Source organism: Micromonospora sp. WMMD734 (assembly GCF_049178975.1).
GTDB classification, from domain to species: domain Bacteria; phylum Actinomycetota; class Actinomycetes; order Mycobacteriales; family Micromonosporaceae; genus Micromonospora; species Micromonospora wenchangensis.
Genome location: NZ_JBMHMK010000001.1, coordinates 2460527 through 2485122 on the forward strand (window position 1 = coordinate 2460527; position 24596 = coordinate 2485122).

Consider the following 24596-nt stretch of genomic DNA (forward strand, 5'->3'; position numbering starts at 1 on the left):
GTCATCCCCGGGAAGGTTCGAATCCCATGTCGAGTCCCACTCCTGCCCAGCCGCTGGTGCACCCCGTCGGGTCCACCCGTCTGTGGTGGACGGCCCTGGCCGTCGTCGGCGTACTCCTGCTGCTCACCTACCTGGTCGCGTTCGACCAGGGGGCGGTCTCGCGCAGCGGCATGTTCCTGCACGAACTGATGCACGACGGCCGGCACCTGCTCGGTGTCCCGTGCCACTGACCGCTGCCCACAACCCACCCACCTTCGTCACCGTCCTGCTCCGCGGGCTCCTCGCCGGCCTCGTCGCCGGTCTACTCGCGGGCGGTTTCGGCTACCTCGCCGGTGAGCCGCGCATCGACGCGGCCATCGCGATCGAGGAGGCCGCCACCCACACCGGGCCGGTGGCCGACGACCACCACGCCGAGGACCTGGTCGGCCGGGACGGGCAGCGGTTCGGCCTGTTCCTGGCCACCGGCCTGTTCGGGACGGCGATGGGTGGCCTGCTCGCGACCGCGTACGTGCTGCTGCGCCGACGGTTCCCGGCCGCCGACGACGGCCGGACGGCGTTGCTGCTGGCGGGCGGTGCCCTGCTCGGCGTAGTGCTCGTGCCGTTCGGGAAGTACCCGGCCAATCCCCCGGCGGTGGGCAACCCCGACACCATCGACCAGCGCACCGCCGCCTACCTGGCGTTGGTGGTGCTCGGCCTGGTGGCCGTCTGGGCGGGCACCCTGGGCTACCGGTCGGTCCGCGCCGACGCGCCGCCCTGGCAACGGTGCGGCGCGGCCCTCGGCGGGTTCGTCCTGGTCGCCGGCGTCGGGTACGTCGTCCTGCCGTCGTTCCAGGAGGTCCCGGAGGACTTCCCGGCAGCCCTGCTGTGGAACTTCCGGCTGGCCTCGCTCGGCACCCAGGTGGTGCTGTGGACCGCCCTCGGTCTGTTGTTCAGCGCCCTGATGAGCCGACGCACCGCAGGGCCGCGCCCCGGCGACCGGGCCCGTGCGCCGCTGACCGGTCAGGGCACGCCGGCCCGCCCGTGACCTCGACCAGCCTGCGGCTGGTCGCCCACGCCCACACCGGCGCGCTGCGGCGGGCGGTGTTCGGCGCGGGCGACGACGACCTGGACGAGGGCGGTCGACAGGCCGCCCTCGCCCTGGCCGGTCACGGCCGGACCGGGCCACTGGGCACCGTGGACACCTGTCTGACCAGCCCGGCGACCGCACCGGTGCAGACCGCGTACGCCCTGGGGTTACGGCCCACCGTCGAGGCCGCGCTGGCCGACTGCGACTACGCCGGCTGGGCCGGGCGCAGCCTGGCCGACGTCGGGGCGCGCGAGCCCGGGGCGCTGCGCCAGTGGTGGGAGACGCCCGGGGCGACGCCGCACGGCGGGGAGTCCCTCGTCGCGCTGCGCGAGCGGGTCGCCGGCTGGCTCGACGACCGGCTCGGGCCGGGCCGGCGGATCGTCGCGGTGACCCATCCGATGGTGGTCCGGGTGGCGATCGTGCACGCGCTCGGCCTGCCGATGGCCGCCCTGCCCCGGCTGGACGTCGCCCCCCTGGCGGTGGTGCGCCTCAGCCGGTACGGCCAGCGGTGGCAGCTCCGGTTCACCGCGCCGGCCGGGCCCGGAGACCGGCATGCACCATGACCGGCCGGTCCGCCTCCGGCGACCAAGGTGGCGGTGCGGGCCGGTGGCGGTGAGACTCGGTCCTGACCCCGCCCTACCCGGGCGGCGGGGCACGGCAACCGGCTGCGGGTAGGGTCGCGCAGATGACCGGTGATCCGTCGCTGCTCGCCGCCGACGATCCGTTGGCGGTCGCGGTGACCGGGGCGATCCGCGACGGTGACCTCGCCCGGCTGTGGTCGCTGCTCAGCACGCACCCGGGGTTGGCCGCCGGGCACATCGTCGACCGGGTCGGCGGGGTCCGCACCCTGCTGCACGTGGTCACCGACTGGCCGGGCCGGTTCCCGCGTGGTGCCGACACCGTCGCCGCGCTGGTCGCCGCCGGTGCCGACGTCGACGCCCGGTTCGCCGGTCCGCACCGGGAGACCCCGCTGCACTGGGCAGCCAGCTGCGACGACGTGGACGTCGTCGACGCCCTGCTGGACGCCGGCGCCGACATCGAAGCTCCCGGGAGCGTGATCGCCGACGGTACGCCGCTGGCCAACGCGCGGGCCTTCGCCCAGTGGCGGGCGGCGTTCCGGCTGGTCGTCCGGGGCGCCCGCACCACCCTCGTCGACGCGGCGACGCTCGGCCTGCACGACCGGGTGGAGCGGGCCTGCACCGGTGACACCCCGCCGTCGACCGACGAGATCGACTGGGCGTTCTGGGGTGCCTGCCACGGCGGGCGGCAGTCCTGCGCCGGGTACCTGTGGACACGCGGCGCGCGGCTCAACCGGGTGCCGCCGTGGGAGCACCGCACCGCCCTGGACGCGGCCGTCCGGCGCGGTGCCACCGAACTGGTCGGCTGGCTGCGGGCGCGAGGTGCCGTCACCGCCGCCGAGCTGGGCCCGCACCCGCCCGATGCCAACGGCTGACCCGGGTACACCCACCGCGCGTCCCGACGCGACGGCTGCGGGCTACTCCCCGGCGGCCAGCTGCTCCTTGGCCTCGTCGTAGCCGGCCGCCGCCGGGGCGTCGGTCGGCGCGTAGATCACCCGGATCACCCCGGTCGGGTACACCTCGGTCGTGGTCACCCGCAGGTGGTACGGGCTGCCCCCGTCGTCGAACAGCCGGCGGCCCTTGCGCGCCGCCACCGGGTGCACCAGCAGCCGTAGTTCGTCGACGAGACCGGCGGCGAGCAGCTGCTGCACCACGGAGATCGAACCGGGGATGAGGACGCCGCCGACACCGGGGTCGTCGCGCAGCGCCGTGACGACATCGACGAGGTCGCCGTCCAGCACCTCGGAGTTGCGCCAGGGCAGCTCCCTCGCCTGCCGCGTGACGACCACCTTGCGCAGGTCACCGAGCTGCTTGGCGAAGGGCGCGTCGTCGCCACCGGCGGCCTCCCGGTCGGGCCACGCCCCGGCGAAGCTGTCGTAGGTCTCCCGGCCGAACAGCAGCACGTCGGCGGCATCGTAGTCCGCGCTGACGGCCCGCCCCATGTTGTCGTCGAAGTACGGGAAGTGCCAGTCGGGGTCGATCTCGGCCACGCCGTCGGCCGAGATGAACAGCGTGGAGATGACCTTTGCCATCGGAAGGGTCCCTTCGGGTCGGTAACCGGACCGGCTCAGCATCCCAAACTCCCCGATCGGGCACCGCCCATCCCCGGTCGCCGGTCCGGCCTGTCGTGAGCAGGGCCTATCCGCGCAGCATGATCCAGTAGCGTCGGGTGGGGCCGAACCGGGTGTCCCCGACGCCTTCGAAGAGGCCGCCGCACCGCTCGATCGTCCGCGCGGAGGCGACGTTGTCGGTCGCGCACACAACCAGCAGCCGTTCCCGACCGAGTAGCCGCGCCTCCTCCATCATCCGTCGCACCGCCCAGCTGGCCAGCCCCCGGCGACGGGCGGACGGACGAATGCCGTACCCGAGGTGGCCGGCCCAGGGTGCCTGCTCGTCACAGTCGGGGCGCAGGGCGATCCCGCCGAGCACCTGCCCCCGCTCGATGATCCAGCGGTAGGTGCAGATGTCGCCGGGGGCCACGGTCCGGTCCGGCGGTGGTGTCAGTCGTACCAGCCACGCGGCGAACCCGGCCGGCGAGTCCACGTCGTCGGACGGGCACAGTCCGAACCCGTCCTCGTGCTGCCCCGGCCCCCACTCCGCGTGCGCTTCCTGCCAGGCGTCACGCAGGCGGGCGGTGGGGGGCGACCAGGTCGGGCACCCGCCGAAAGTACTCCCGCCGGACGGGGGATGCTGCGATCCCGTCGCCGGTGGCGGAAAAAGATCGTGGCGGGTGGTGAAACCCGGGGGCGGTTCCGGACGTCCTGAGGGGTGAGTCGGGCACCGGCGGCGACCATCGGGCCGGTACGCCGACCGCGATCCCCCACCAGAAGGAGCGGACGATGTCGACGAAACGATGGCTCGCGGGCGTCGGGTTGCTGGCCCTGACCGGCGCAATGGCGGCCTGTGCGCAGACCCGGCCCGAGGCCGAGGCGCCCGGGGCCGAGCCGCAGCGCAAGCCGGCGGCCGTGGCGGTGGGGCTGTCCGCCACCCCGCCGAAGACGAGTTCCGCCCCGCGCGGGTTCACCGGCACCCGGCAGTACACGATCGTCCGGGTCGGGTCGTTCGAGGGCGGCCTGTCGCTGACCGACTCCGGGCGGTTGGCCGAGGTCGACGACGACCAGGGGCGGCAGCTGTTCGTACCGACCCCGCTGGGCGGTGGGAAGTACCTGATCAAGGCGTACGCCCGGACCAGTGCCGGCCCGCTGTGCTGGCGGGTGCATAATCCGGGCAACAGCCAGCCGTTGGTGGTGCAGGCGGCCACCTGCCGCAGCGACGACGCGCGCCAGCAGTTCGAGATCGTCGCGGCGGCCGGCAGCACGCCGTCGTACCTGATCAGCAGCGCCGGGGCGTTCCTGCGGACCTCCGCGCGCTCCGGTCTCATCCTCGAGGAGTTGGGTGACGCCCCGCCGACCAGCAGTTTCCGGTTCACCGACAACGGGCCGGCACCGGCCGGACGGTGACGGTGGGCCGGGCGGGTCGGCCGGGGGCACGACGCCGGCCGACCCGACCGGAACGGGGCGCGACAGCGGCGGGCGGGGCCGGGCGCAGGGTGGGACGGGACCAGAGGCGAGCGGGTGGGTGGAGATCGTGATCGATGCGTGACGCCGAGGAGTTCGACGCGTTCTACGCCTCGTCGGCCCAGCGGGTGCTGGGGCAGGTGTACGCGATGGTCGGCAGCCGTACCGAGGCCGAGGACGCGGTGGCCGAGGCGTACGCCCGTGCCTGGAGCCGCTGGTCGACGGTGCGGGAGTGCGACAGCCCCGAGGCGTGGGTGCGCAAGGTGGCGTACCGGATCGCGGTGAGCGCCTGGCGCAAGACGGTGAACCGGGTGCGGGCCCACCGTCGGGAGGCGGTCGCCCAGCAGGTCGATGCGATCTCGGTCGATCATGTCGTGCTGGTCGAGGCGTTGCGGCGCATCCCCGGCGAGCAGCGCCGGGCGATCGTGCTGCACCATCTGGTCGGCCTCAGCGTGGCCGAGATCGCCGTGGAGACCCGGGCGAATCCGAACACCGTCAAGACCCGGCTGGCCCGGGGCCGCCGGGGCCTGGCCGGGTACCTGAGCGGCGACGAACAGCAGACGACGGCGGGGAGGGGCCATGGGGTCTGACGACATGCTCGACGACGCCCTGCGGGGGCTGGCCCGGCACGCCGGGCAGACCGGTCGGCTCGCCACGGTCGCCGAGGTCCGCCGGCGGGGCGACCGCAGGCGTCGGCAGCGGCACGTCGCGACGGCCGCGGTGGGGGTCGTGGTGCTGGGGACGCTGGGGGCCGGTTTCGCCGTGGCCCGCCTGGCAGGGCCGCCGCAGGCCACCGTGCCCGTCGGTCCGCCCGCCACGACGTCGACGCCGCCCACGGCGACCCCGTCCACCGGGCCGACGCCGCGTACCCCGGCCACCGGTGGCCCGACGCCCGGCGCGACGGATGCCACACCGCAGGGTTCGGCGACCGCCGATCCGTTGCGGCTCGGGCAGCGCCGGTACGCCCTGGTGCGGTCCGCGGCGGCGGAGGGCGCGGTGTCCCTGCTCGACGACGGTCGCCTCGGTGAGGTCGACGGCGACGAAGGCCGGTCGCTGTTCGTCTTCGTACCCCAGGGTTCCGGCACCTACCTGGTCCGGACCGCCGAACCGGACGCCGACGGCGACCTTGCCTGTTGGCAGGTCCGGTCGTCGGGTTCCCAGCCGCTCACCGTGGCCGGGGCCCCGTGTGAGCCGACGGAGCCACGGCAACTGTTCTCGATCACCGTCGACGGTACGGCCGGTGGCCAGCGGACCTACGCCGTCAGCAACAACTCGGCGTACCTGCAGTACTCCAGCCGTCGCGGGCTGATCCTCGAGGAACTGGGCGACGCCCCGCTGACGACGGTGTTCCGGTTCGTCGACAACGGCCCCGCACCGCAGGGCTGAGCCCGGCCCGGGCGCGGGTGGCCGCGCTCACCGTCGGGGCAGGCCGGCCAGCCAGCGGTCCAGTTCCGCCGGGGAGTCGAAGCGCAGCACAGGCGGCCCGGTGGGGTCGGTCTGCCAGGCCCGCATCCGGCGGCGGGCCCGGCCGTACGCGCCGACGTGCCAGAGCAGGATCGAGTCCCGGGACAGCACGCTGCGCAGTGTCTCCCGGTTGCCGTTGCAGATCACCTCGCCGGTCACCAGCCGGCGGAGGGTGCGGCGCAGCAACCGCCCGAAGGACAGCCAGCGCGGGTAGTCCAGGGCGACGACCAGGTCGGCGCGGCCCAGCGGCACGTCCCGCCACCCGTGGTAGGCCCCGTCGATGATCCACTGTTCGCCCTGGCAGATCCGGGTGATCCGGTCGCGTTGCTCGGCGACCGGCACCTCGACCCAGCCGGGCAGCCACAGCAGGTCGTCGACGGGGTGCCAGGGCAGGCCCAGCCGGTCGGCCAGTTCCGCGGCGAGTGTGGACTTGCCCGCGCCGTACACCCCGTAGACCAGGATGCGGGACGGAGCGCTCATCCGGGCAGCCTACGCAGCAGGTACGCGGTCCACACGGTGCGCCCGGGGCGGTCCGGCGCGACGGTCGCCGGGCGCGGGCGGCCGGTCGCCGGTCGGCACGGCGGGTGTCGATGCCTCTTGTCGGAATCTCCCGCCGTCCATTAGTTTGTTTAACATCCAGACCAACTAGCTCCACTTCCACCTGCGAATCCACCACCAGCCCTTTTCGAGGGGGAACCGATGAGACCCCAGCAACCCGGCTCGAAGGCCTCGCGCCGCCACTTCCTCGGCCTGGTCGGCCTCGGCACGGCCGCCATCGCCGGCGGCCCCCTGCTCGCCGGGTGCTCCGAGAAGCCGGCCGGCTCCGGCGCCGCGCAGAACCTGGACGCGTACGCCAACCTGCTGCCGACGCAGAAGGACCTCGCCCAGAGCATCAAGCCCGACATCATCGGCACCCGACCGGTGCCCGACGGCTACACGAAGTACCCGACCTCCCTGGTCGACGCGATCACCGAGCGGCCCGGCACCAGCGGCAAGGAGATCACCGCGATGACCCCGGCCTGGGGTCCGGCCCCACCCGGGATCGCCCAGAACGCCTACCTCCAGGCGGTCAACGCCGAGCTGGGCACGCCGGTGAACTTCACCATCCAGGACGGCAACACCTACGCCGACAAGCTCAACGCGATGCTCGGCGCGCGGGACGTCCCGGAACTGCTCTGCGTGCCGGGTTGGGAGGTGCAGAAGATCCCGCGCTTCTCCGAGGCGATCAAGGTGCTCTTCGAGGACCTCACCGACTACCTCAAGGGCGACGCGGCCAACGCGTACCCGATGCTGGCCTCGTTCCCCACCGGCGCCTGGCGCAACTCGCTGTGGAACGAGCGGCTGATGGCCGTGCCCAACCCGACCGACGGGCCGTTCCCGTGGGCGTTGTTCACCCGCAAGGACCTGCTCGACGCGCGCGGGCTGGCGGTGCCGGCGTCGCTCGACGACCTGCTCACCGTGGCCAAGCAGGTCACCGACCCGGCCAAGAAGGTGTGGGCGTTCGACAACGTCTTCGAGATGATCCAGATGTACCACAAGGTGCCGGCCTCCAAGCAGGGCTGGCGGCTGAAGGCCGACGGGACCCCGGAGTTCAAGTACGAGACCCCGGAGTACCGGCAGGCCCTGGAGGTGATGGCCAAGATCTACAAGGACGGTCTGGTCCACCCCGAGATCGTCGCCAGCAAGGGCGCGGACAACGTCCAACTGTTCGCCAAGAACGGCGCGATCGTCTTCTCCCGCAACGGGGTGGGCTTCTGGCAGGGCGCCCAGGCCGAGCACCAGAAGGTCAACCCCAAGCTGAACATCCAGCCGGTGCCGATCTTCTCGGCCACCGGCGGTGACCCCCTGGTCTGGGGCGACGACGAGCCGATCTCCTTCACCTTCGTCAGGAAGGGACTCGGCAAGGACCGGGTCGAGGAACTGCTGCGGATCATGAACTGGTGCTCCGCGCCGCTGGGTTCGCAGGAGGCGCAGCTGCGGGACTACGGGGTGGCGGGCAAGCACCACACCAGCACCCCGAACGGGCCGGTCAAGACCGACCTGGCGTTCAAGGAGATCGCCAACCAGTACTTCTTCATCAGTGGGCGCAACCCCACCATCGGCCCGTACCCGGAGACCCCGAACTACGTACCGGACCTGCTGAACTACTCCAACAACATGGTGAAGTTCCTGGAGAAGGACCCCTGGGACGGGGTGAAGCTGGAGATGCCGGCCGCGTACAAGGCCAACCAGGTGCCCACCGAGGACAAGTTCACCGACATGCTGCGGGGTCGCCGGCCACTGTCCGACATCGACGCCATCGTGCAGGAGTGGAAGGCCAACGGGGGCGAGGAAGCGCGGGAACTGCTCGCCAAGTCGCTACCCAAGGCCGGGCGATGACCACTCGCGACACCACCGTCGCGGCCGGGTCCGACCGGACCCGGCCCGACGGGCCCACCCTGGCGGGGCGAGAACGCCGTCCCGCCCGTCGGCGGCGGGTGCCGCTGCGCACCCGACTCGCCCGGGACTGGCAACTGCTGGCCATGGTAACGCCCGGCTTCCTCGTCCTGCTGGTCTTCAGCTACCTGCCGATCCTGGGCAACGTCATCGCCTTCCAGGACTACAACCCCTACCTGGGGGACAACCCGTTGCAGGCGTTCGCGCGCAGCAACTGGATCGGGTTCGGGCAGTTCCAGCTGTTGTTCGAGGACTCGGCCTTCTGGGAGGCGTTCCGCAACACCCTGGCGATCACCGCGTTCCAACTGGTCTTCTTCTTCCCGCTGCCGATCTTCCTGGCGATCATGCTGCACAACCTGCTGTCCAGCCGGTGGCGCGGCTTCGTGCAGACCGTCGTCTATCTGCCGCACTTCTTCAGCTGGGTGCTGGTGGTCACCTTCTTCGTCGCCATGCTCGGCGGCGCCGGACTGCTGGCGCAGACCATGCGCGACGCCGGGATGCAGCCGTGGAACGTGATGACCAACCCGGACACCTTCATCATCCTGGTCACCGCCGAGGCGGTCTGGAAGGACGTCGGCTGGGGAACCATCGTCTTCCTCGCCGCGCTGTCCACCATCGACACCAGCCTCTACGAGGCGGCGGCGGCCGACGGCGCCGGCCGGTGGCGGCGGCTGTGGCACATCACCCTGCCCGGTCTACGCCCGGTGATCGTGCTGCTGCTCATCCTGCGGCTGGGCGACGCGCTCTCGGTCGGCTTCGAACAGTTCCTGCTGCAACGCGACGCGGTGGGCCGGCAGGCCGCCGAGGTGCTCGACACGTTCGTCTACCACTTCTCCATCGCCACCGGGAACTACGGCTACGGCGCGGCGGCCGGCCTGTTCAAGGCCGCGATCGGGCTCGGCCTGATCCTGGCCGCCAACCGGGTCGCCCACCTGCTCGGCGAACGGGGGATCTACTCGAAATGACCGAGACCGTCGCACTGCGGGCCCGCACCGGACGCAACCGCCGGCCGGTGTGGGAGGAGCCACCGACCCGGATCGGCCAGGGGCTCAAGGCCGCCTTCCTGGGCCTGCTCGTGCTCAGCGTGCTCTTCCCGCTCTGGGTGATCCTGGTGACCAGCCTGTCCTCCCGGGAGACCCTCGCCGAGGCCGGCGGCATCGTCGTCATCCCCCGGGGCATCGACACCGCGGCCTACGAGACGATCTTCGCCGGTGGGGCGGTCACCCGGGCGCTGTGGATCAGCACACTGGTCACCGTCATCGGCAGCGCGCTGGCGTTGACGGTGACCGTGCTGGCCGCGTATGGGCTGTCCCAGCCGCGTTCGGTCGGCTACCGCTGGCTGCTGATCTACTTCCTGGTCCCGTTCCTGGTCTACCCGCCGCTGGTGCCGAAGTACCTGGTGGTGACCGGGCTGGGCCTCAAGGACACCATCTGGGCGCTGATCCTGCCGCCGGCGATCAGCGTGTTCAACCTGGTCGTGGTGCGGGGCTTCTTCCAGGCCATCCCGCAGGAACTGCTGGACAGCGCCCGGGTCGACGGGGCGAGCCACTTCCGTACCCTGGGCCAGATCGTGCTGCCGCTGTCCCGGGCGGTCATCGCCGTGGTGGGCCTGTTCTACGCGGTGAGCTACTGGAACGTCTGGTTCGACGCGCTGCTGTTCATCGACCGCAACGACATGTACCCGATCCAGCGGGTGTTGCAGAGCTACCTGCTGGCTGGTCAGGCCCCGCACACCTCCGGCGGCAGCACCGGAGTGTCGATGCCGCCGACCGAGGCCATCAAGATGGCGGTGGTCGTGCTCACCGTCGCCCCGATCGTCGCGGTGTACCCGTTCATCCAGCGCCACTTCATCAAGGGCGTGCTGATCGGTGCCGTGAAGGGCTGACCGGTCCGGGGCGGGGGCGGGTCGGCGGGGATGGCGGCCCGCGTGCGACAGTGGGCGGTCGTGAGCACCCTTGCCGTACGCGGGCTGACCCGCCGGTTCGGCGCGCTTGTCGTCCTCGACGACGTGCGCTTCGACCTCGACGCGGGTCAGGTCGCCGTCGTCGTCGGACCCAACGGCGCCGGCAAGACCACCCTGCTGCGCTGCGTCGTCGGGGCGGACCGCCCGGATGAGGGCGAGGTCCTGCTCGACGGCCGGCGCTGCGACGAGACCGACCCCCGGGTCCGGGCGGCGGTCGCCGCCGCCCTCGACGACATCGACTTCTTCCCCGACCTGTCCGTCGTCGAGCACCTCGAACTGCTCGCCTACGCCCACGGCGGCACCGCCGGACCCGTCGCGGAGGTGCTCGCCGAGCTGGGTCTCGAACCGGCCCGCGACCAACTACCGGCGACGCTGTCCAGCGGGCAGCGCCGCCGCCTCGCCCTCGCCTCCTGCTTCGTACGCCCACGCCGGCTGCTCGTCCTCGACGAGCCGGAGCAGCGCCTCGACGTCCGGGGCCGGGCCTGGCTGGCGCAGCGGCTGCTGCGGGAGAAGGCGACCGGCACGGCGGTGCTGATGGCGTCACACGACACCGACCTGATCGACGCGGTCGCCGACCGGCGGATCGAGATCGGCGGTTGAGGTGACGTCGACCAGGACCTCTCCGCCCGCGCTGGCCACGCCCACGCCCCGGCAGGTGCGGGCCCGGCTGCGCGACGCCCGCCGCCGGCACCATCCCGGTTCGCTCGGCGAGGTGCTCACCGACGCCTACGTCGTGGTGCTGTTCGTCGCCCTGTACGGCTGGTTCGCGGTCGCCGCGATCCGCGACCACCTGACGGCCCCGCAGGTCGCCCGCACCGACCCGGGCGACAGGTACTGGATCGCCGTCGCCGCCGTCACGGCGGGGGCCGGGCTCGTCTGGTGGGGCCTGCGGCTGACCGGACCGCTGCTGGTCACCCCGGCCGCACAGGCCTGGCTGGTCAGTTCCCCGGTGGACCGGCGGGCGTGGCTGCTCCCCCGGTTCGGTGCCCTGGTCGGCGGCGGCACCGTCGGCGGCGGTGTGCTGGCGGTGGCCGCCGCCGTCGCCGGCGGCCACGACCGCCCCGCCGACCTGGCCTGGGCGGCGGTGGCCGGGGTCAGCTGCGGGGCCACCGCGACCGGCTGGGCCGTGGTCGCCCAGAGCGCCCGCCCCACGCCCCGCTGGGCGCGACGGCTCGCCGTCGGGCTGCCCGCCGCCGGGGCGACGATCGCGGTGCTGGTGGTGCTCGGGCACGCCGCCGGACGGTCCCTCCCGCTGCTGCCGGTGCCGCTCACTCCCACCGTCGGCCTGGCGTTGCTGCCGGTCGCGGTGGCGTCGACCGTCAGCGCGTACCGGCGGCTGCCCCGGGTGGACCGGGCGGCGCTGACCACGGGGGCGCAGTTCGCCAACGCCGCCACCACCGCCGCCGTGCTGCTGGATCCGTCGCTGCTCGCCGCGCTGGTGGAGAGCCGCAGGTGGCGCGCGATCGGCCTGGTAAGCGGCCGGCCCCTGCGGGCCGGCGGCCGGTTCGCGGTGCTGCTCCAGACGGAGGTACGCCGGTTGTCGCGGCGTCGGGGCGCCCTCGTCGGCTGGGCCGGGGCGCTGCTGACCATGTACGCCGTCGCGGTGGCGCTGCCGTCGATCGCGGGTCCCGCGCACCTGGTCCTGGCGTACCTGGCGACCTGTCGGCTCACCGGTGGGCTGCGCGCGGTGAGCCGGTCGGCGGGGCTGCGGCGGTCCCTCGGCGGCAACGACGCCCTGCTGCGGCTGACGCACCTCGTCGTGCCGGGCCTCGGGGCCACCGTGTGGTACCTGGCCACCCTGCCGGCGCTGCGGCCGGTCCCCGTACCGCTCGACGCGGTGCTGCTGCTCGGGATCGTGACGGCCGCCTTCTGGGCCGGCACCCGCCCACCCATGCGGTACGGCGGAGCGGTGGTCAACACCCCGTTCGCGATGGTGCCCGTCGATCTGGTCCGGCAGGTGCTGCGCGGCCCGGACCTGGTCGCCGTGCTGGTGGTCGTCCAACTGCTCGCGGGGTGACGGCGGCGGCCGGACGCTCAGCGGGCCGGCAGGCAGACCCGGCCGGTGAACGCCGGGTCGGGTTGCCGGTTGCCCGCCCAGGCCGGGTTCGCCGCGATCGGCAGCGGCGGTGCCTGCCAGGCGGCGGCGAAGCTCTGCAACAGCGGGTACTCGGCCCGGGTGTGGGCGATCGGTTTACCGAGCAGGAAGTCGATCAACCGGTCCTGGAGCAGGCTGCGGTCCAGGAGGCCACCGTGCACGCCGGGGATCTGGTAGACCGGAATCCGGCTGTACTCCCCCGGCGGCGCCTCGGTGGCCGTCGCGGTGGGCAGGAAGGCGACGATCCGGACCCCCGGCACGGGACACATCAGCTGGTTGCGGTAGAACGGCGCGTCGTCGAGCAGCGACCTGATGAACGGCTCGTCCGGCCCGCCGCCGACGTCGGCGAGACCGAAGATGGCACGTAGTTGCCAGCCGGTGACCACCCCCCAGCCCTCATCGTGGTGCGGGGGCGGGTAATAGGCCCGGCCGGCGTAGATCAACGGACTGAACATGACCAGGATGTCGACCGCCGGGTCGTGCCGCCGGGCCAGATAGGTCCGGGCCACCATCGCCCCCTCGCTCTCCCCGATCAGCGCCACCTGCCGCCCGGTACGCCGGTGCAGCAGCTCCACCTGCCGGGCGAGCAGCGCCACGCTGTCCGCCATCGACCGGGTGGTGTCCGCCGACCCGTACGACAGCGGCCTGCCGTCGGGGTCGAGCCCCCGGTAGGAGAAGCGCTGCACCCGGGGGTCGGACGGCTGCTCACCGCCGTATTCGGAGCCGTAGCCGGTGAGCACGATCACCGCGTGGGTGACCGCGGCGGGCAGCGGTCGTTCCAGCACCGCCGTCCTGATCCACTGCTCGTTGCCCGGGACCAGCTCCGTCACCGGCGGGATGACCAGCGGCACGGCCACGGCCAGCAGCGCCGCCAGCGGGGTCACCGGCACCCGGGCCCACCGTAGCCGCGAGCGCAGCAGCGCCGCCCGGACGGTCCGGTTCCACAGCACCCCGTTGAGCGCCCCCGCCACCCCGGCCACCGGCACCGTCCACCAGCCGGGCACCACCCAGCACAGCGCGCCGGCCACGGTGAGCACCACGAAGTTCAGCAGTGACCAGCCGACCAACGAGATCGACGGCAGCCCCCGCCACCAGTGCTCCACCACGGCCACCCGTTGCAGGAACGGCGCGAGCAGGAACATCGGCAGCAGCGACGCCAGCAGCACCCAGGACAGGGCCACCACCGACGCCGCCACCGAGATCGCCGCCCAGGGTGCGACGAACCCGCCGACCAGCACGCCGAGCACGACGTTGCGGCGCAGCAGCCACCCCAGTGAGGGTCGGGGCACCCCCACCGGCCAGGCCAGCAGCACCAGGCCGGTGGTGAACAGGCCCCGGGCGACCAGCACGTAGGTCAGCCAGAGCACGAACTCCCACCACGACCGGTGGTAGACGTAGAGCCACCGCAGGTCGTGGTAGGTGTCGTACGGCCAGAGGGCGGTGAGCTGCGGGGGGATGCCCTGGGCGGCCCGGAATCCGAGGGCGACCAGCACGGTGGCCCCGATCATCGGCACCAGGCTGGTCACCAGCAGCAGCCCGACGAACCTTCGGTTCACGACCACCCCGTTCCGCCGTACCGTGCGCGATCGCGTCTCTCGAAGGCTCCACCGGAACGACGGCCGGCGTCGGCGAATCCGGCACATTGCCCCGGTTCGACCGACGCCGGCGCGTTCGGCGACGACGCGACCGCGTCGCCCGGACGGGCCCGGGTGGCGCGGCGGACGGCTGCCGGTCCGGGGTGCCCCGGACCGGCCCCGTCGCGGATCACTGGACCAGGCAGGTGCCCCCGTTGAACTGGAACGCGGCCGGGCGCGGGTTGCTCGCACCGGAGGTGCCCTGGACGCCGAAGCTGACCGTGCCGCTCTGCGGCACGGTGCCGTTCCAGGCGGCGTTACGGGCGGTCACGGCGACGCCGGACTGGGTGACCTGCGCGTTCCAGGCGTTGGTGATCCGCTGGTCGGCGGCGAAGGACCAGGTCAACGTCCAACTGGTGACCGAGAATCCCAGGTTGGTGATCGACACCTCGGCGGTGAACCCGCCGTTCCACTGGTTGGGCTGCCAGACGACCCGGCAGGAGACGGGCGGCGGGGTGACCGGCGGCGGGGTGACCGGCGGCGTGGTGGGCGGGGGCGTGGTGGGCGGGGGCGTGGTGGGCGGGGGCGTGGTGGGCGGGGGCGTGGTCGTCGGCGGCGGGGTCGTCGTCGGCGGCGGGGTGGTGGTGTCCTTCGGCGGGAAGCGCAGGATGCGGTCGTCGGTCGCCGCCGGGGTGCCGCGTCCGTCCCGGTTGCTGGTGGTGACCCAGAGCCAGCCGTCCGGCCCGTACTCGACGGTGCGCAGGCGGCCGTAGGTGCCGGTCAGCTCGGCCGTCGGGGTGCCGACCCCGCCGGTGCCGGTCAGCGGCACGGTCCACAGCCGGGTGCCGCGCAGGGCGGCGACGAAGAGCCGGTTGCCGGCGACCGCAGCGCCGCTCGGGGACGCCTCCGCGGTCGTCCAGACCAGCAGCGGGTCCCGGAACCGGGGGTCGTTGGCCCGCCCCTCGACCGTCGGCCAGCCGTAGTTGCCGCCGGGCACGATGAGGTTGACCTCGTCCCAGGTGTTCTGCCCGAACTCGGCGGCGTAGAGCCGCCCCTGGGCGTCCCAGGTCAGGCCCTGCACGTTGCGGTGTCCGAGGCTGTAGACCAGGGAGCCGGCCGTGGGGTTGTCCGACGGCGCCGACCCGTCCGGCCGCATCCGGAGGATCTTGCCGTTGCGGCTCTGCGGGTTCTGCGCGTTGGCGGTCTGCCCCGCGTCACCGACCCCGGCGTAGAGCATCCCGTCGGGGCCGAAGGCGATCCGGCCGCCGTTGTGGATGGTGGACCGGGCCAGGCCGGTGAGGACCGGCTCCTGGGTCTGCGGCGTGGTGAGCCGGAACCGGACGATCCGGTTGTCGGTGGCGGTGCTGAGGTAGACGTAGACGTAGCCGTCCTGGGCGTACCCCGGGGAGACCGCGAGGCCGAGCAGGCCGCCCTCGCCGGTCGCGGTCACCCCGGAGATCTGGGCCACCTGCTCCGGGGCCTGCCCGGGGCGGACCCGCAGCACCTGGCCGGAGTTGCGCAGGGCCGTCAGGGCGCTGCCGTCGGGCAGGAAGTCCATCCCCCAGGGTACGGTCAGGCCGGTGGCCACGACCTGCGGACGGGTGAAGTCGAAGTCGCCGAGGGCCAGGGTCGTGGCGGCCGGGGCCGGGCCGACCGGGGCAGCCCCGGCGAGCGTCGCGGTGCCGACGCCGGTGGCCGCGAGCCCCGCCGCGACCGCTGCCGCCACCATCGAACGGACTCTCACGTCGGGCACCTCCCAGACATTAAGTGACTTGCGTCAATATAGCCCGACCTCGGTGAAAGACGCAGCGCTGGACGAAACCGACGCCGGCGGCGGCCCTCCCGCCGACGCCTACCGGTACGGCGGGCCTGTCGGGGGCGGCGGCTAGCATCCGCCGGTGACCCTCACCCCTGACGACCTGACCGGTTACGTCGAGCGTGACCTCGACGCCGATCTCGCCCGCTGGTTCGCCGACCGCCCACCGGTCGTCGTGCCCGACTCGACCCGGCCGGTGACGCCGATGCTCGACCGGCTGCCACCGCCGGCCGCCTCGGCGTTGGCGGCGTTCGACCGCCGCGTCCGGTCCGGGCGGATGCCCCGGTTCCTCGACATCCACGACTGGTCCTACGGCTTCGACTTCGCCGGGAACGACTGCCGGCTCCTCGACGCCGACTACCGGCCGACGCTCACCGACGACGACGTCTACTCGATCGGCGCCGACGGCGGCGGCAACCTGCACGTGGTCCTCGCCACCGGGCAGGTCGGCCTCTGGTTCCACGAGGAGGAGGTCGTCGAGGGCGGCACCCGTTTCGACACCCTCGACGTCTTCCTCTGGTCGGTCGTGCGTTACCACGCGGTGCGGGCGGGCCGGCTGGAGCGGGCCGCCGTCGAGGCCGACTTCCGGTCGCTGGGCCAGGACGGCGTCCTGCGCCCCGAGGTCGGGCTGCTCAGCACGATGCCGTGACGCGCCACCCCGCCCCCGACACCCCCGATCCGTGACGCCGGCCGGGCCGGGGTGGGCACGCCGCCCGCTAGCGGGCCCGACCGGTGTCGCCGGACTGGGCCCACTCCTTGGCCAGCAGCTGGTAGGACCGCACCCGGTCGGCATGGTCGTGGGTGATCGTGGTGACCAGCAGTTCGTCGGCGTCGGTGACGTCCCGCAGGGTGCGCAGCCGCTCGGCGACCGTGTCCGGCGCGCCGACGAACCTGGTGTCCAGCCGGTCGGCGACGAGCTGCCGGTCGGCGTCGGTCCACGGCAGGGCGGCGGCCTGCTCGGGGCTCGGGTACGGGATCGCGCCCACACCGCTGCGGATGCTGTGCACCCAGTGCCCGTACGGGGTGGCCAGCCGACGCGCCTCGGCGTCGGTGTCGGCGACGACCACGTCGGCGGAGACCACCAGGTAGGGCTTCGCCAGCACCGCCGACGGCCGGAACGCCGCCCGGTACGCGGTGACCGCGTCGAGCACCGTCGCGGGGCTGACGTGGTAGTTGGCGGCGAACGGCAGGCCCCGCGCCCCGGCGAGTCGGGCGCTCTCCCCGCCGCTGCTGCCCAGCAGCCACACCTGCAGGTCCACCCCCTCCCCCGGTACGGCGTGCGCGTCGAGACCGTCGGCGTCCCGGTAGTCGCCGCGCAGCAGCGCGAGGATGTCGTCGAGCTGCCCGGCGAACCCGGGCGGTCGCGCGCCGGCCTGGTGCAGCAGCGCGGTGGCGAGCGCGTACCGGGGTGCGGCGGCGAGGTGGGCGTAGGAGAACGGGGCGGGGATCAGCAGCCCGTCGACCACCCGGGCCCCGGCCGGCGGTGCGACGGACGCGGCGGGTTCCCGGGCGGCGTCCGCGCGGGGCGGTCCGGACCGGCCGATGCCGAGGTCGATGCGGCCCGGGTGGAGGGTGGCGAGGGTGCCGAACTCCTCCACCACCGACAGGGCGGTACGGTGCCCCACCAGCAGCGCGCCGGAGCCGACCCGCAGCACGCTGGTGGCTGCGGCGACCTGCCCGATCAGCACGGCCGGCGCGGCGCTGGCCACCCCGGCGGCCAGGTGGTGTTCGGCCACCCAGTAGCGGCGGTAGCCGAACTGCTCGACCTGGCGGGCCAGGTCGACGGTGTGCCGCAGCGCGTCGGCGACGGTGCCACCGGCGGGCACCGGCGACAGGTCGAGCACGGACAGCGCGGTCGATGGCATGGGTGACCCCGTTTCTGCTCAGAGCGGCTCGGCGGCAGACGCCGGCGGACGGAAGGGACGGCTGGGGATCTCCCGGCGCAGCACGGGTGCCACCTCCGCCTGGAACAGCTCCAGGCTCCGCCGGTGTGCCTCGGCGGTCAGCCCGTCCTGGTCGGCCCGCAGGTGCATCACCTCGTGGCCGAGCTGCCCGTGCTGGCGCAACACCTTGTCGACGATCTGCTGCGGGCTGCCCACCAGCAGGGAGCTGCGGGCCACGGCGTCCTCGATGGTGGGGAAGACCGGCTCCACGCCGAGCCGGCGGGACGCGGCGACCCGGGCGTCGAAGATCGGCCGGTACGTCTCGACCGCCTCCTGTGAGGTGCGGGCGGCGTAGAAGCCGGCGGTGCCGGCCCCGACGAGGGCGTCCGCCGGGTCGTGGCCGTGGTGCACCCACCGTTGCCGGTAGTACCGGACCTGCTCCGCGTACGGCTCGATCGGGTTGACGACGTTGGCGGAGAAGATCGGGTCGCCGTGGCGGGCGGCCAGGTCGACCGAGTCCCGGCTGGTGGCGCTGCCGTGCCAGATCCGGATGGTCTCCTGCAGCGGGCGGGGCCAGGTCTCGGCCTCGGTCAGCGCCGGCCGGTACCGGCCCGACCAGGTGACCCGCTCCTCCCGCCAGAGCCGGCGGAACAGCTCGTAGCCCTCCCGGCTGCGGTCCCACTGGTCCTCGGCGGTGACGCCGAAGAGTCGGGCCTGGACGGCGCCGTTGCCCTTGCCGATGATCAGTTCCAGCCGGCCGTCGGAGAGGTGGTCGAGGGTGGCGTAGTCCTCGTAGGCGCGGACCGGGTCCAGCAGGCTCAGCGTGGTGACCGCGGTGAACAGCCGGATGGTGCGGGTCCGGGCCGCGATGTGGCTGAGCACCACCGGCGGCGCGGAGGAGATGAAGGGGCGTTCGTGGCGTTCGCCGACGCCGAAGCCGTCGAACCCGAGTTCCTCGGCGAGCACGGCGGTGTCGACCACCTCCCGGAACCGTCCGGTGGTGCTCCGCAGTCGCCCGGTGACCGGGTCGGGCAGGTGGGTGATCAGCGTGACCAGCAGGACCTTCATGCCGGGACCGGAGCCTTCCGTCGGGTGCCGGGCTGGATCACCAGCGCGAAGCACCGGGAGTAGGGCAACGCATCGTACGGCGGGAAGACCGCGATCGGCCGGTAGCCGGCGCGTTCGTAGCGGCGGACCGCGTCGGGCTGACGGTCACCTGTCTGCAGGACGATCCGGCCCGCGCCGAGCTGCCCGGCCGCCTCCCGGGCGGCGTCCAGGAGCTGATCGGCGATGCCCCGCCCCCGGTGGGCGGGTGCCACGTACATCCGTTTGAGTTCCAGGTCGCAGCCGTGCCAGCGCAGCGCGGCGTGCCCGACCGGGGTGGCGTCGGCGGTGTAGGCCACCCCCGTCCAGGCCACCGAGCCCGGCGCGAACACCCGTTCCGGGGGCAGGTGGATCGGGTCGTACGGGCGGTCGGCGTACCGCTGGCGCAGCTCCCCGGTCATCGCGGCCCGCAGGGCCACCGCGTCCGGGTCGTCCGGGCGCAGCCGGCAGACGGTGACCGGAGTCGCCTGCGCGGCGGTCACGCCGCACCGACCCGGGTGACCGGGCGGGCGGCCCGCAGGCCGAGATGCTCCCGCAGGGTGGTGCCGGTGTACTCGGTGCGGAACACGCCACGTTCCTGCAGCAGCGGGACGACCCGGTCGACGAACTCGTCGAGCCCGCCCGGGGTCAGGTGCGGCACCAGGATGAACCCGTCGGCGGCGTCGGACTGCACGAAGTGGTCCATCTGCTCGGCGACCCGCTGCGGGGTGCCGACGAACGACTGCCGGCCGGTGACCTCGATGACCAGGTCACGGATCCCGAGCCCCTTCTCCCCCGCCAGCGCCCGCCAGCGCCGGGCGGTGCCGACCGGGTCCGGGTACATGCCGGCGCGGCCCCGGCTGATCGTGACGGCGTCGACGTCGGGGTCCTCCGCCGGCAGCGGGCCGTCCGGGTCGTAGCCGGACAGGTCCCGGTTCCACAGCTGCTCCAGCAGCAGGATCGCGGTCTGCGGGCTGACCTGCTGGCGACGGATGTGGTGGGCCCGTTCCTGCGCCGCGGCGTCGGTGTCGCCGAGCACGAAGGTCGCCCCGGGAATGATCTTCAGGTCGTCCGGGGTGCGGCCGTACCGGGACAGCCGGGCCTTGACGTCCCGGTAGAACTCCCGCCCCTCGGCCAGGGTGCCGTGCCGGGAGAAGATGGCGTCGGCGCTGGACGCGGCGAACTCCCGGCCCTCGGGCGAGTCGCCGGCCTGCAGGATCACCGGGTGCAGTTGCGGGCTGCGCGGCACGGTGAAGTGCCCGGCGATGTCGAACTGGTCGCCGTGGTGGGCGAAGACCCCCGGGTCGGCCCCACGGACGTACCTGCCGGTGGCGCGGTCACCGACGACGGCGTCCGCCGGCCACGACTCCCACAGCCGGCGGGCGACCCGGACGAACTCGGCGGCCCGCTCGTAGCGCAGCGACCGGTCGAGGTAGCCGCCCCGGCGGAAGTTCTCCCCGGTGAACGCGTCGGAGGTGGTGACCACGTTCCAGGCGGCCCGCCCGACGCTGAGGTGGTCCAGGGTGGCCAGCTGCCGGGCCAGCTCGTACGGCTCCCGGAAGGTGGTGTTCAGGGTGCCGGCCAGCCCCAGGTGGGTGGTGACGGCGGCGAGCGCGGCCAGCACGGTGAGGGTGTCCGGCCGGCCCACCACGTCCAGGTCGTGGATCCGGCCGCGTTGTTCCCGCAGCCGCAGGCCCTCGGCCAGGAAGAAGAAGTCGAACCGGCCGCGTTCGGCGGTGCGGGCCAGGTGGACGAAGGAAGCGAAGTCGATGTGGCTGCCGGAGGCCGGGTCGCTCCACACGGTGGTGTTGTTCACGCCGGGGAAGTGCGCGGCCAGGATGATCTGCTTGGGCATGGGTCCTCTCCGGGGGTCAGCGGGGGCCCGCGACGGCGTACCGGTTGGCCGGGCGGGGCAGCCCGAGCAGGTCGCGCAGCGTGCCACCGGGGTAGCCGGCGCGGAACAGGCCCCGGTCCCGCAGCGCGGGCACCACCGCCCGGGTGATCATGGTCAGGTCGTCGGGCAGCACGGCGGGACGCAGCCGGAACCCGTCCACCCCGGCCCGCCGCCACGCGGCGAGCAGGTCGGCGAGCTGCGCGGGGCTGCCGGTGAAGGTGGCCGCGTCACAGGTGTGCGCCGTCCCGTGCAGCTCGTCCAGCCGGTCCCGACGCCGTCGGGCCGCCGCCGGGGTGTCGTCGAGCAGCACCTGCAGGTCGGCGAGGATCCGCAGGGGCGGCCCGCCGCGGCCGATGGTCTCCTCGACGGCCCGGACCTCGGCGACGACGGTCTCGGCGTGCGCGGCGTCGGTGGGGGTGACGACCACGACGTCGGCGTGCCGGGCGGCGAACGTGTACGGCACCGTCGCGTGGGCCAGCACGGCGACCACCGGTTGCCCCTGCGGTGGCCGGGGAACGATCGACGGGCCCTTGACCGAGAACCACCGGCCGGTGAAGTCGGTGTAGTGCAGCCGGTCCCGGTCGATGAACCGGCCGGTCGGGGCGTCCCGGATCTCCGCGTCGTCCTGCCAGCTGTCCCAGAGGCGGCGGACCACCTCGACGGCGTCGGCGGCCTCGGCGAACAGGTCACCGACGAGTCGTGCCCGCTCGGGTTCGGCCAGTCGGGTCGGGTCCGGCGGCAGCTCCCGCCGACCGAAGTGCCCGGCCTCGGCCCGGTGGGCGGAGATCCGGGGCCGCCAGCCGGCCCGGCCGCCGCTGACGTGGTCGAGGGTGGCCACCGCGGTCGAAACGTGGAACGGCTCGGTGTGCGTGACGCTGGTGGTCGGGACCAGCCCGATGTGCCGGGTCAGCGGGGCGATCCGGGCCGCGACCAGCAGCGCGTCGAGCCGGCCCCGGAGCTGGTCGACCCGGCCGTCCGGCCCGTCGGGCAGGGACGACTGGAGGTCCAGCGAGTCCTCGATGGTGACCAGGTCCAGCGCGGCCTGTTCGGCCTGCGCGACCAGGGCGGCCCACCAGCGGGGGAACAGCGGTGCCGCCGGGTCGGCGTGGGACAGCCGCCAGGCGGCGGGATGCCAGCCGAGGCCGTCGAGGGCGACGGCCAGGTGCAGGGTGGGTTCGGGCATGGGTTCTCCTCCTCGGTCAGCCGGCGATGACCAGCGTGGGCAGCGCGTCGAGCAGGGACCGGGTGTGGTCGTGCCGGGGGTAGCTGAAGACGTCGCCGACGGGGCCCTGCTCGACCACCGCGCCGTCGTGCAGCACCAGCACCCGGTCGGCGAGGTGGTGCACCATGCCCAGGTCGTGGGAGATGAACAGCAGGGCGGTGCCGTCGGCGGCCCGCAGGTCGGCCAGCAGGTCGAGGACCTGGGCCTGGACGCGGACGTCGAGGGCGGAGACCGGTTCGTCGCAGATGATCAGGCTGGGCCGGGGGGCGACGGCGCGGGCGATGGCGACCCGTTGCCGTTGCCCGCCGGACAGCGACCGGGGGTGCCGGTGCAGCAGGTCCGGGCCGAGGCCGACCCGGCGCAGCAGGGCGACCACCCGGTCGGTGCGGTCCGGCCCGGGGTCGAGGTTCTCGGCGACGAGCCGACCCACGGTGTACCGGGGGTCGAAGGAGCCCAGCGGGTCCTGGGAGATCAGTTGCAGTCGGCGGCGCAGCGGCCGGCGGGCCCGCTCCGGCACCCCGGACCACCGGGTCGACTCGAAGGTGACGGTGCCGGCGTCGGCGGCGAGCAGGCCGGCGACGAGCCGGGCGACGGTGCTCTTGCCGGACCCGGACTCACCGACCAGCCCCAGCGTCTCGCCCCGGGCCACGCTGAACGACACGTCCCGCACGACGGTGTGCGGGCCGTACCGTCGGGTCAGGCCGACCGCGTCGAGCACGGTGTCGTCCGGGCGGACGGCGGGCCGCGCCGGCAGCGGGGTCCGCGCCAGTGCCGGCACCGCGCAACCGTCGCGGACCCGGGCCGGTTCGCTGAGCCGACGTCCCCGGGACGAGGCCGACGGCACCGCCGCGAGCAACTGCCGGGTGTACGGGTGCTGCGGCGCCTGCAACAGCCGGCCGGTCGGCCCCTCTTCGACGATCCGGCCGTCCCGCATCACCAGGACCCGGTCGGCCACCTGGGCGACCACCGCCAGGTCGTGGCTGATCAGCAGCAGACCGACCCCGGTGGCCCGGCGTTCGGCGAGCAGCCGCAGGATCTGCGCCTGCACGGTGACGTCCAGCGCGGTGGTCGGTTCGTCGGCGACGAGCAGCACGGGTTCCCCGGCGATCGCCGAGGCGATCAGCGCCCGCTGCCGCAACCCGCCGGAGAGCTGGTGCGGGTACTGTCGGGCCCGCCGGGCGGGTTCGGGCACGTGTACCTGGTCGAGCAGGTGGGTGACCCGGCCGGCGCGTTCCCGTCGGCCGACGATGTCGTGCGCGGCGAGCACCTCGCCGATCTCCGCACCGACGGTGCGCAGCGGGTCGAGGGAGACCAGCGCGTCCTGCACCACCAGCCCGGCGAGCCGTCCGCGCACCCGTCGCCAGTCCCGTGGCCGGTAGCCCCGCACGTCCCGGCCGGCGAGGTCGAGCCGGTCGGCGCGGACCCGGGCGTCGACGCCGGCCAGGCCGACCAGGGCACGGGCGGTGACGCTCTTGCCCGAGCCGGACTCCCCCACGAGGGCGACGCACTCGCCGGCCCCGACGGTGAGGTCGATGCCCCGGACCGCCGCCACCGGGCCGGTCGGCGTGTCGAAGGTGACGTGCAGGTCCTCGACGGCGAGCAGCGGGCCCATCAGGGACGCCGCCCGTCGAAGCGGGTCTGCCAGTGCCGGCCGACGACGGTCAGCGCGACCACCGTCGCGGTGACCGCCGCACCGGGCAGCACCGTCATCCACCAGGCCACCTGGAGGTAGTTGCGCCCCTCGGAGAGCATCGCGCCCCACTCCGGCGACGGTGGTTGCGGGCCGAGGCCGAGGAAGCTGAGCCCGGCGGCGGCCAGCACCGCCTCGCCGAGCCCGATCACGGCGAGCACCGGCACCGGGCCGAGCACGTTGGGCAGCACGTGCCGCCACACCAGCCGGGGACGGGACAGGCCGAAGCTGACCGCCTGTTCGACGTAGTCGGCCCGGCGGACCAGCAGGGTCTGCCCGCGTACCACCCGGGCGTGGTGCGGGAGGGTGGCGATGCCGATGGCGACGACCAGGCTGGCGGTGCCGGGGCCGGTGACCGTGATGAACAGCAACGCAAGCAGCAGCAGCGGGAACGCCGACAACGCGTCGAAGGACCGGCTGAGCGTCTCGTCGGCGAACCGGTGGGCCAGTCCGGCGAGCAGCCCGAGCAGCACCCCGCCGGTGACCGCGATCCCGGTCGCGGCGAGGCCGATGGTCAGCGAGTGCCCCGCGCCGTGCACCACCCTGGTCCACACGTCCCGGCCGAGTTGGTCGGTGCCGAACCAGTGCGCCGGGTCGGGGGCGGCGAGCGTGGCGCGCGGGTCGGCGGCGAGCGGGTCACCGGGGGCCAGCAGCGCCGGGAGGACCGCCGCGACGACCAGCAGGACGAGGTACGCCCCGGCGACGAGCAGGCCGGGTCGAGGCCGGGTGCGGCGTCGGCCGGCGGGGGTGGACGGGTCGGTGGCGAGCGGGACCGCCGCGCCGGCGGTGGGCGTGGGCCCCAGGGTGACGGTCAT

The 24596-nt window shown here is 73.9% G+C and carries 25 protein-coding genes and 1 pseudogene; 13 read left to right on the forward strand and 13 right to left on the reverse strand.

Translation table 11 applies throughout. The features are described from left to right. The first annotated feature begins 26 nt into the window (after nucleotides 1-26). The 4 genes from ACN267_RS10360 to ACN267_RS10375 all read left to right on the forward strand — a co-directional run bounded on the left by ACN267_RS10360 (nucleotide 27) and on the right by ACN267_RS10375 (nucleotide 2519). The gene (locus ACN267_RS10360) at nucleotides 27-230 is read left to right on the forward strand and encodes a CbtB domain-containing protein (RefSeq protein ID WP_281898019.1); all 204 of its coding nucleotides are present in this window, start codon (nucleotides 27-29) and stop codon (nucleotides 228-230) included. Further along, the gene (locus tag ACN267_RS10365) at nucleotides 221-1024 is read left to right on the forward strand and encodes a CbtA family protein (protein WP_421488512.1); all 804 of its coding nucleotides are present in this window, start codon (nucleotides 221-223) and stop codon (nucleotides 1022-1024) included. The genes ACN267_RS10360 and ACN267_RS10365 overlap by 10 nt, the downstream gene beginning before the upstream one ends. Next, nucleotides 1021-1629 (forward strand): histidine phosphatase family protein, encoded by a 609-nt coding sequence (locus ACN267_RS10370; RefSeq protein ID WP_421488513.1) that lies wholly within the window; start codon nucleotides 1021-1023, stop codon nucleotides 1627-1629. The genes ACN267_RS10365 and ACN267_RS10370 overlap by 4 nt, the downstream gene beginning before the upstream one ends. Nucleotides 1630-1751: 122 nt before the next feature. Then, entirely contained in the window at nucleotides 1752-2519 is a 768-nt protein-coding gene (locus ACN267_RS10375) for an ankyrin repeat domain-containing protein (RefSeq protein ID WP_421488514.1), read from the forward strand. Between the two features lie 42 nt (nucleotides 2520-2561). On the opposite strand, the gene ACN267_RS10380 is transcribed toward ACN267_RS10375, so the two are convergent. Further along, nucleotides 2562-3176 (reverse strand): dihydrofolate reductase family protein, encoded by a 615-nt coding sequence (locus ACN267_RS10380; RefSeq protein WP_421488515.1) that lies wholly within the window; start codon nucleotides 3174-3176, stop codon nucleotides 2562-2564. A gap of 106 nt (nucleotides 3177-3282) precedes the next feature. After that, the gene (locus tag ACN267_RS10385; protein ID WP_421488516.1) at nucleotides 3283-3687 is read right to left on the reverse strand and encodes a GNAT family N-acetyltransferase; all 405 of its coding nucleotides are present in this window, start codon (nucleotides 3685-3687) and stop codon (nucleotides 3283-3285) included. A 296-nt stretch (nucleotides 3688-3983) separates the two neighbouring features. Here ACN267_RS10385 and ACN267_RS10390 point away from each other — a divergent pair, with 296 nt between their 5' ends. The 3 genes from ACN267_RS10390 (at nucleotide 3984) to ACN267_RS10400 (ending at nucleotide 6047) form a co-directional block, all read left to right on the forward strand. After that, the gene (locus tag ACN267_RS10390; RefSeq protein WP_421488517.1) at nucleotides 3984-4604 is read left to right on the forward strand and encodes a hypothetical protein; all 621 of its coding nucleotides are present in this window, start codon (nucleotides 3984-3986) and stop codon (nucleotides 4602-4604) included. A 134-nt stretch (nucleotides 4605-4738) separates the two neighbouring features. After that, on the forward strand, nucleotides 4739-5251 hold the full coding sequence (locus ACN267_RS10395; protein WP_204960222.1) for a SigE family RNA polymerase sigma factor: 513 nt from the start codon (nucleotides 4739-4741) through the stop codon (nucleotides 5249-5251). Next, entirely contained in the window at nucleotides 5241-6047 is an 807-nt protein-coding gene (locus tag ACN267_RS10400) for a hypothetical protein (protein ID WP_204960223.1), read from the forward strand. Before ACN267_RS10395 ends, ACN267_RS10400 begins: the two co-directional genes overlap by 11 nt. A gap of 27 nt (nucleotides 6048-6074) precedes the next feature. On the opposite strand, the gene ACN267_RS10405 is transcribed toward ACN267_RS10400, so the two are convergent. After that, nucleotides 6075-6605 (reverse strand): adenylate kinase, encoded by a 531-nt coding sequence (locus ACN267_RS10405; protein WP_281898033.1) that lies wholly within the window; start codon nucleotides 6603-6605, stop codon nucleotides 6075-6077. A gap of 219 nt (nucleotides 6606-6824) precedes the next feature. On the opposite strand from ACN267_RS10405, the gene ACN267_RS10410 reads away from it, so the two are divergent. The 5 genes from ACN267_RS10410 to ACN267_RS10430 are packed head-to-tail and all read left to right on the forward strand — an operon-like array spanning nucleotide 6825 to nucleotide 12541. After that, entirely contained in the window at nucleotides 6825-8504 is a 1680-nt protein-coding gene (locus ACN267_RS10410) for an extracellular solute-binding protein (RefSeq protein WP_421488518.1), read from the forward strand. Next, nucleotides 8501-9526, forward strand: coding sequence for an ABC transporter permease (locus tag ACN267_RS10415; protein ID WP_204960226.1), 1026 nt, complete (start codon nucleotides 8501-8503; stop codon nucleotides 9524-9526). Before ACN267_RS10410 ends, ACN267_RS10415 begins: the two co-directional genes overlap by 4 nt. Then, nucleotides 9523-10446: a carbohydrate ABC transporter permease gene (locus ACN267_RS10420; protein WP_421488519.1), complete on the forward strand. Its 924-nt coding sequence runs from the start codon at nucleotides 9523-9525 to the stop codon at nucleotides 10444-10446. Before ACN267_RS10415 ends, ACN267_RS10420 begins: the two co-directional genes overlap by 4 nt. A 60-nt stretch (nucleotides 10447-10506) precedes the next feature. Beyond that, nucleotides 10507-11124 (forward strand): ABC transporter ATP-binding protein, encoded by a 618-nt coding sequence (locus ACN267_RS10425; RefSeq protein WP_421488520.1) that lies wholly within the window; start codon nucleotides 10507-10509, stop codon nucleotides 11122-11124. A 1-nt stretch (nucleotide 11125) separates the two neighbouring features. Then, nucleotides 11126-12541 carry a DUF6297 family protein gene (locus ACN267_RS10430; RefSeq protein WP_421488521.1) on the forward strand — a complete coding sequence of 472 codons (1416 nt, stop codon included), beginning with the start codon at nucleotides 11126-11128 and terminating at the stop codon, nucleotides 12539-12541. Between the two features lie 17 nt (nucleotides 12542-12558). Here ACN267_RS10430 and ACN267_RS10435 read toward each other — a convergent pair whose 3' ends face one another. The 3 genes and pseudogenes from ACN267_RS10435 to ACN267_RS10445 form a co-directional block, all read right to left on the reverse strand. Continuing rightward, nucleotides 12559-14262: a hypothetical protein gene (locus ACN267_RS10435; RefSeq protein WP_281898041.1), complete on the reverse strand. Its 1704-nt coding sequence runs from the start codon at nucleotides 14260-14262 to the stop codon at nucleotides 12559-12561. Nucleotides 14263-14383: 121 nt separating this feature from the next. Beyond that, nucleotides 14384-14863, reverse strand: coding sequence for a cellulose binding domain-containing protein (locus ACN267_RS10440; RefSeq protein ID WP_421490408.1), 480 nt, complete (start codon nucleotides 14861-14863; stop codon nucleotides 14384-14386). Continuing rightward, a pseudogene (locus ACN267_RS10445) lies at nucleotides 14855-15922 on the reverse strand (PQQ-dependent sugar dehydrogenase); the annotation flags it as partial. The pseudogene ACN267_RS10445 and the gene ACN267_RS10440, both read right to left, overlap by 9 nt. Before the next feature lie 169 nt (nucleotides 15923-16091). Here ACN267_RS10445 and ACN267_RS10450 point away from each other — a divergent pair. Next, a complete protein-coding gene (locus ACN267_RS10450; RefSeq protein WP_281898043.1) occupies nucleotides 16092-16658 on the forward strand; it encodes a hypothetical protein in 567 nt (188 codons plus the stop codon). 67 nt (nucleotides 16659-16725) lie between these two features. Here ACN267_RS10450 and ACN267_RS10455 read toward each other — a convergent pair whose 3' ends face one another. Genes ACN267_RS10455 through ACN267_RS10485 form a run of 7 tightly spaced genes read right to left on the reverse strand, consistent with a single transcriptional unit; the run spans nucleotide 16726 to nucleotide 24596 of the window. Further along, nucleotides 16726-17874 carry an LLM class flavin-dependent oxidoreductase gene (locus tag ACN267_RS10455; RefSeq protein WP_421488522.1) on the reverse strand — a complete coding sequence of 383 codons (1149 nt, stop codon included), beginning with the start codon at nucleotides 17872-17874 and terminating at the stop codon, nucleotides 16726-16728. 18 nt (nucleotides 17875-17892) lie between these two features. Continuing rightward, a complete protein-coding gene (locus tag ACN267_RS10460; RefSeq protein WP_204960233.1) occupies nucleotides 17893-18960 on the reverse strand; it encodes an LLM class flavin-dependent oxidoreductase in 1068 nt (355 codons plus the stop codon). Further along, on the reverse strand, nucleotides 18957-19478 hold the full coding sequence (locus ACN267_RS10465) for a GNAT family N-acetyltransferase (protein ID WP_204960234.1): 522 nt from the start codon (nucleotides 19476-19478) through the stop codon (nucleotides 18957-18959). Before ACN267_RS10465 ends, ACN267_RS10460 begins: the two co-directional genes overlap by 4 nt. Beyond that, nucleotides 19475-20830 carry an NtaA/DmoA family FMN-dependent monooxygenase gene (locus ACN267_RS10470; RefSeq protein WP_421488523.1) on the reverse strand — a complete coding sequence of 452 codons (1356 nt, stop codon included), beginning with the start codon at nucleotides 20828-20830 and terminating at the stop codon, nucleotides 19475-19477. The genes ACN267_RS10465 and ACN267_RS10470 overlap by 4 nt, the downstream gene beginning before the upstream one ends. A 16-nt stretch (nucleotides 20831-20846) precedes the next feature. Beyond that, nucleotides 20847-22052, reverse strand: coding sequence for an LLM class flavin-dependent oxidoreductase (locus ACN267_RS10475; RefSeq protein ID WP_421488524.1), 1206 nt, complete (start codon nucleotides 22050-22052; stop codon nucleotides 20847-20849). 16 nt (nucleotides 22053-22068) lie between these two features. Then, nucleotides 22069-23703, reverse strand: coding sequence for a dipeptide ABC transporter ATP-binding protein (locus ACN267_RS10480; RefSeq protein WP_421488525.1), 1635 nt, complete (start codon nucleotides 23701-23703; stop codon nucleotides 22069-22071). Further along, nucleotides 23703-24596, reverse strand: coding sequence for an ABC transporter permease (locus ACN267_RS10485; RefSeq protein WP_421488526.1), 894 nt, complete (start codon nucleotides 24594-24596; stop codon nucleotides 23703-23705). Before ACN267_RS10485 ends, ACN267_RS10480 begins: the two co-directional genes overlap by 1 nt.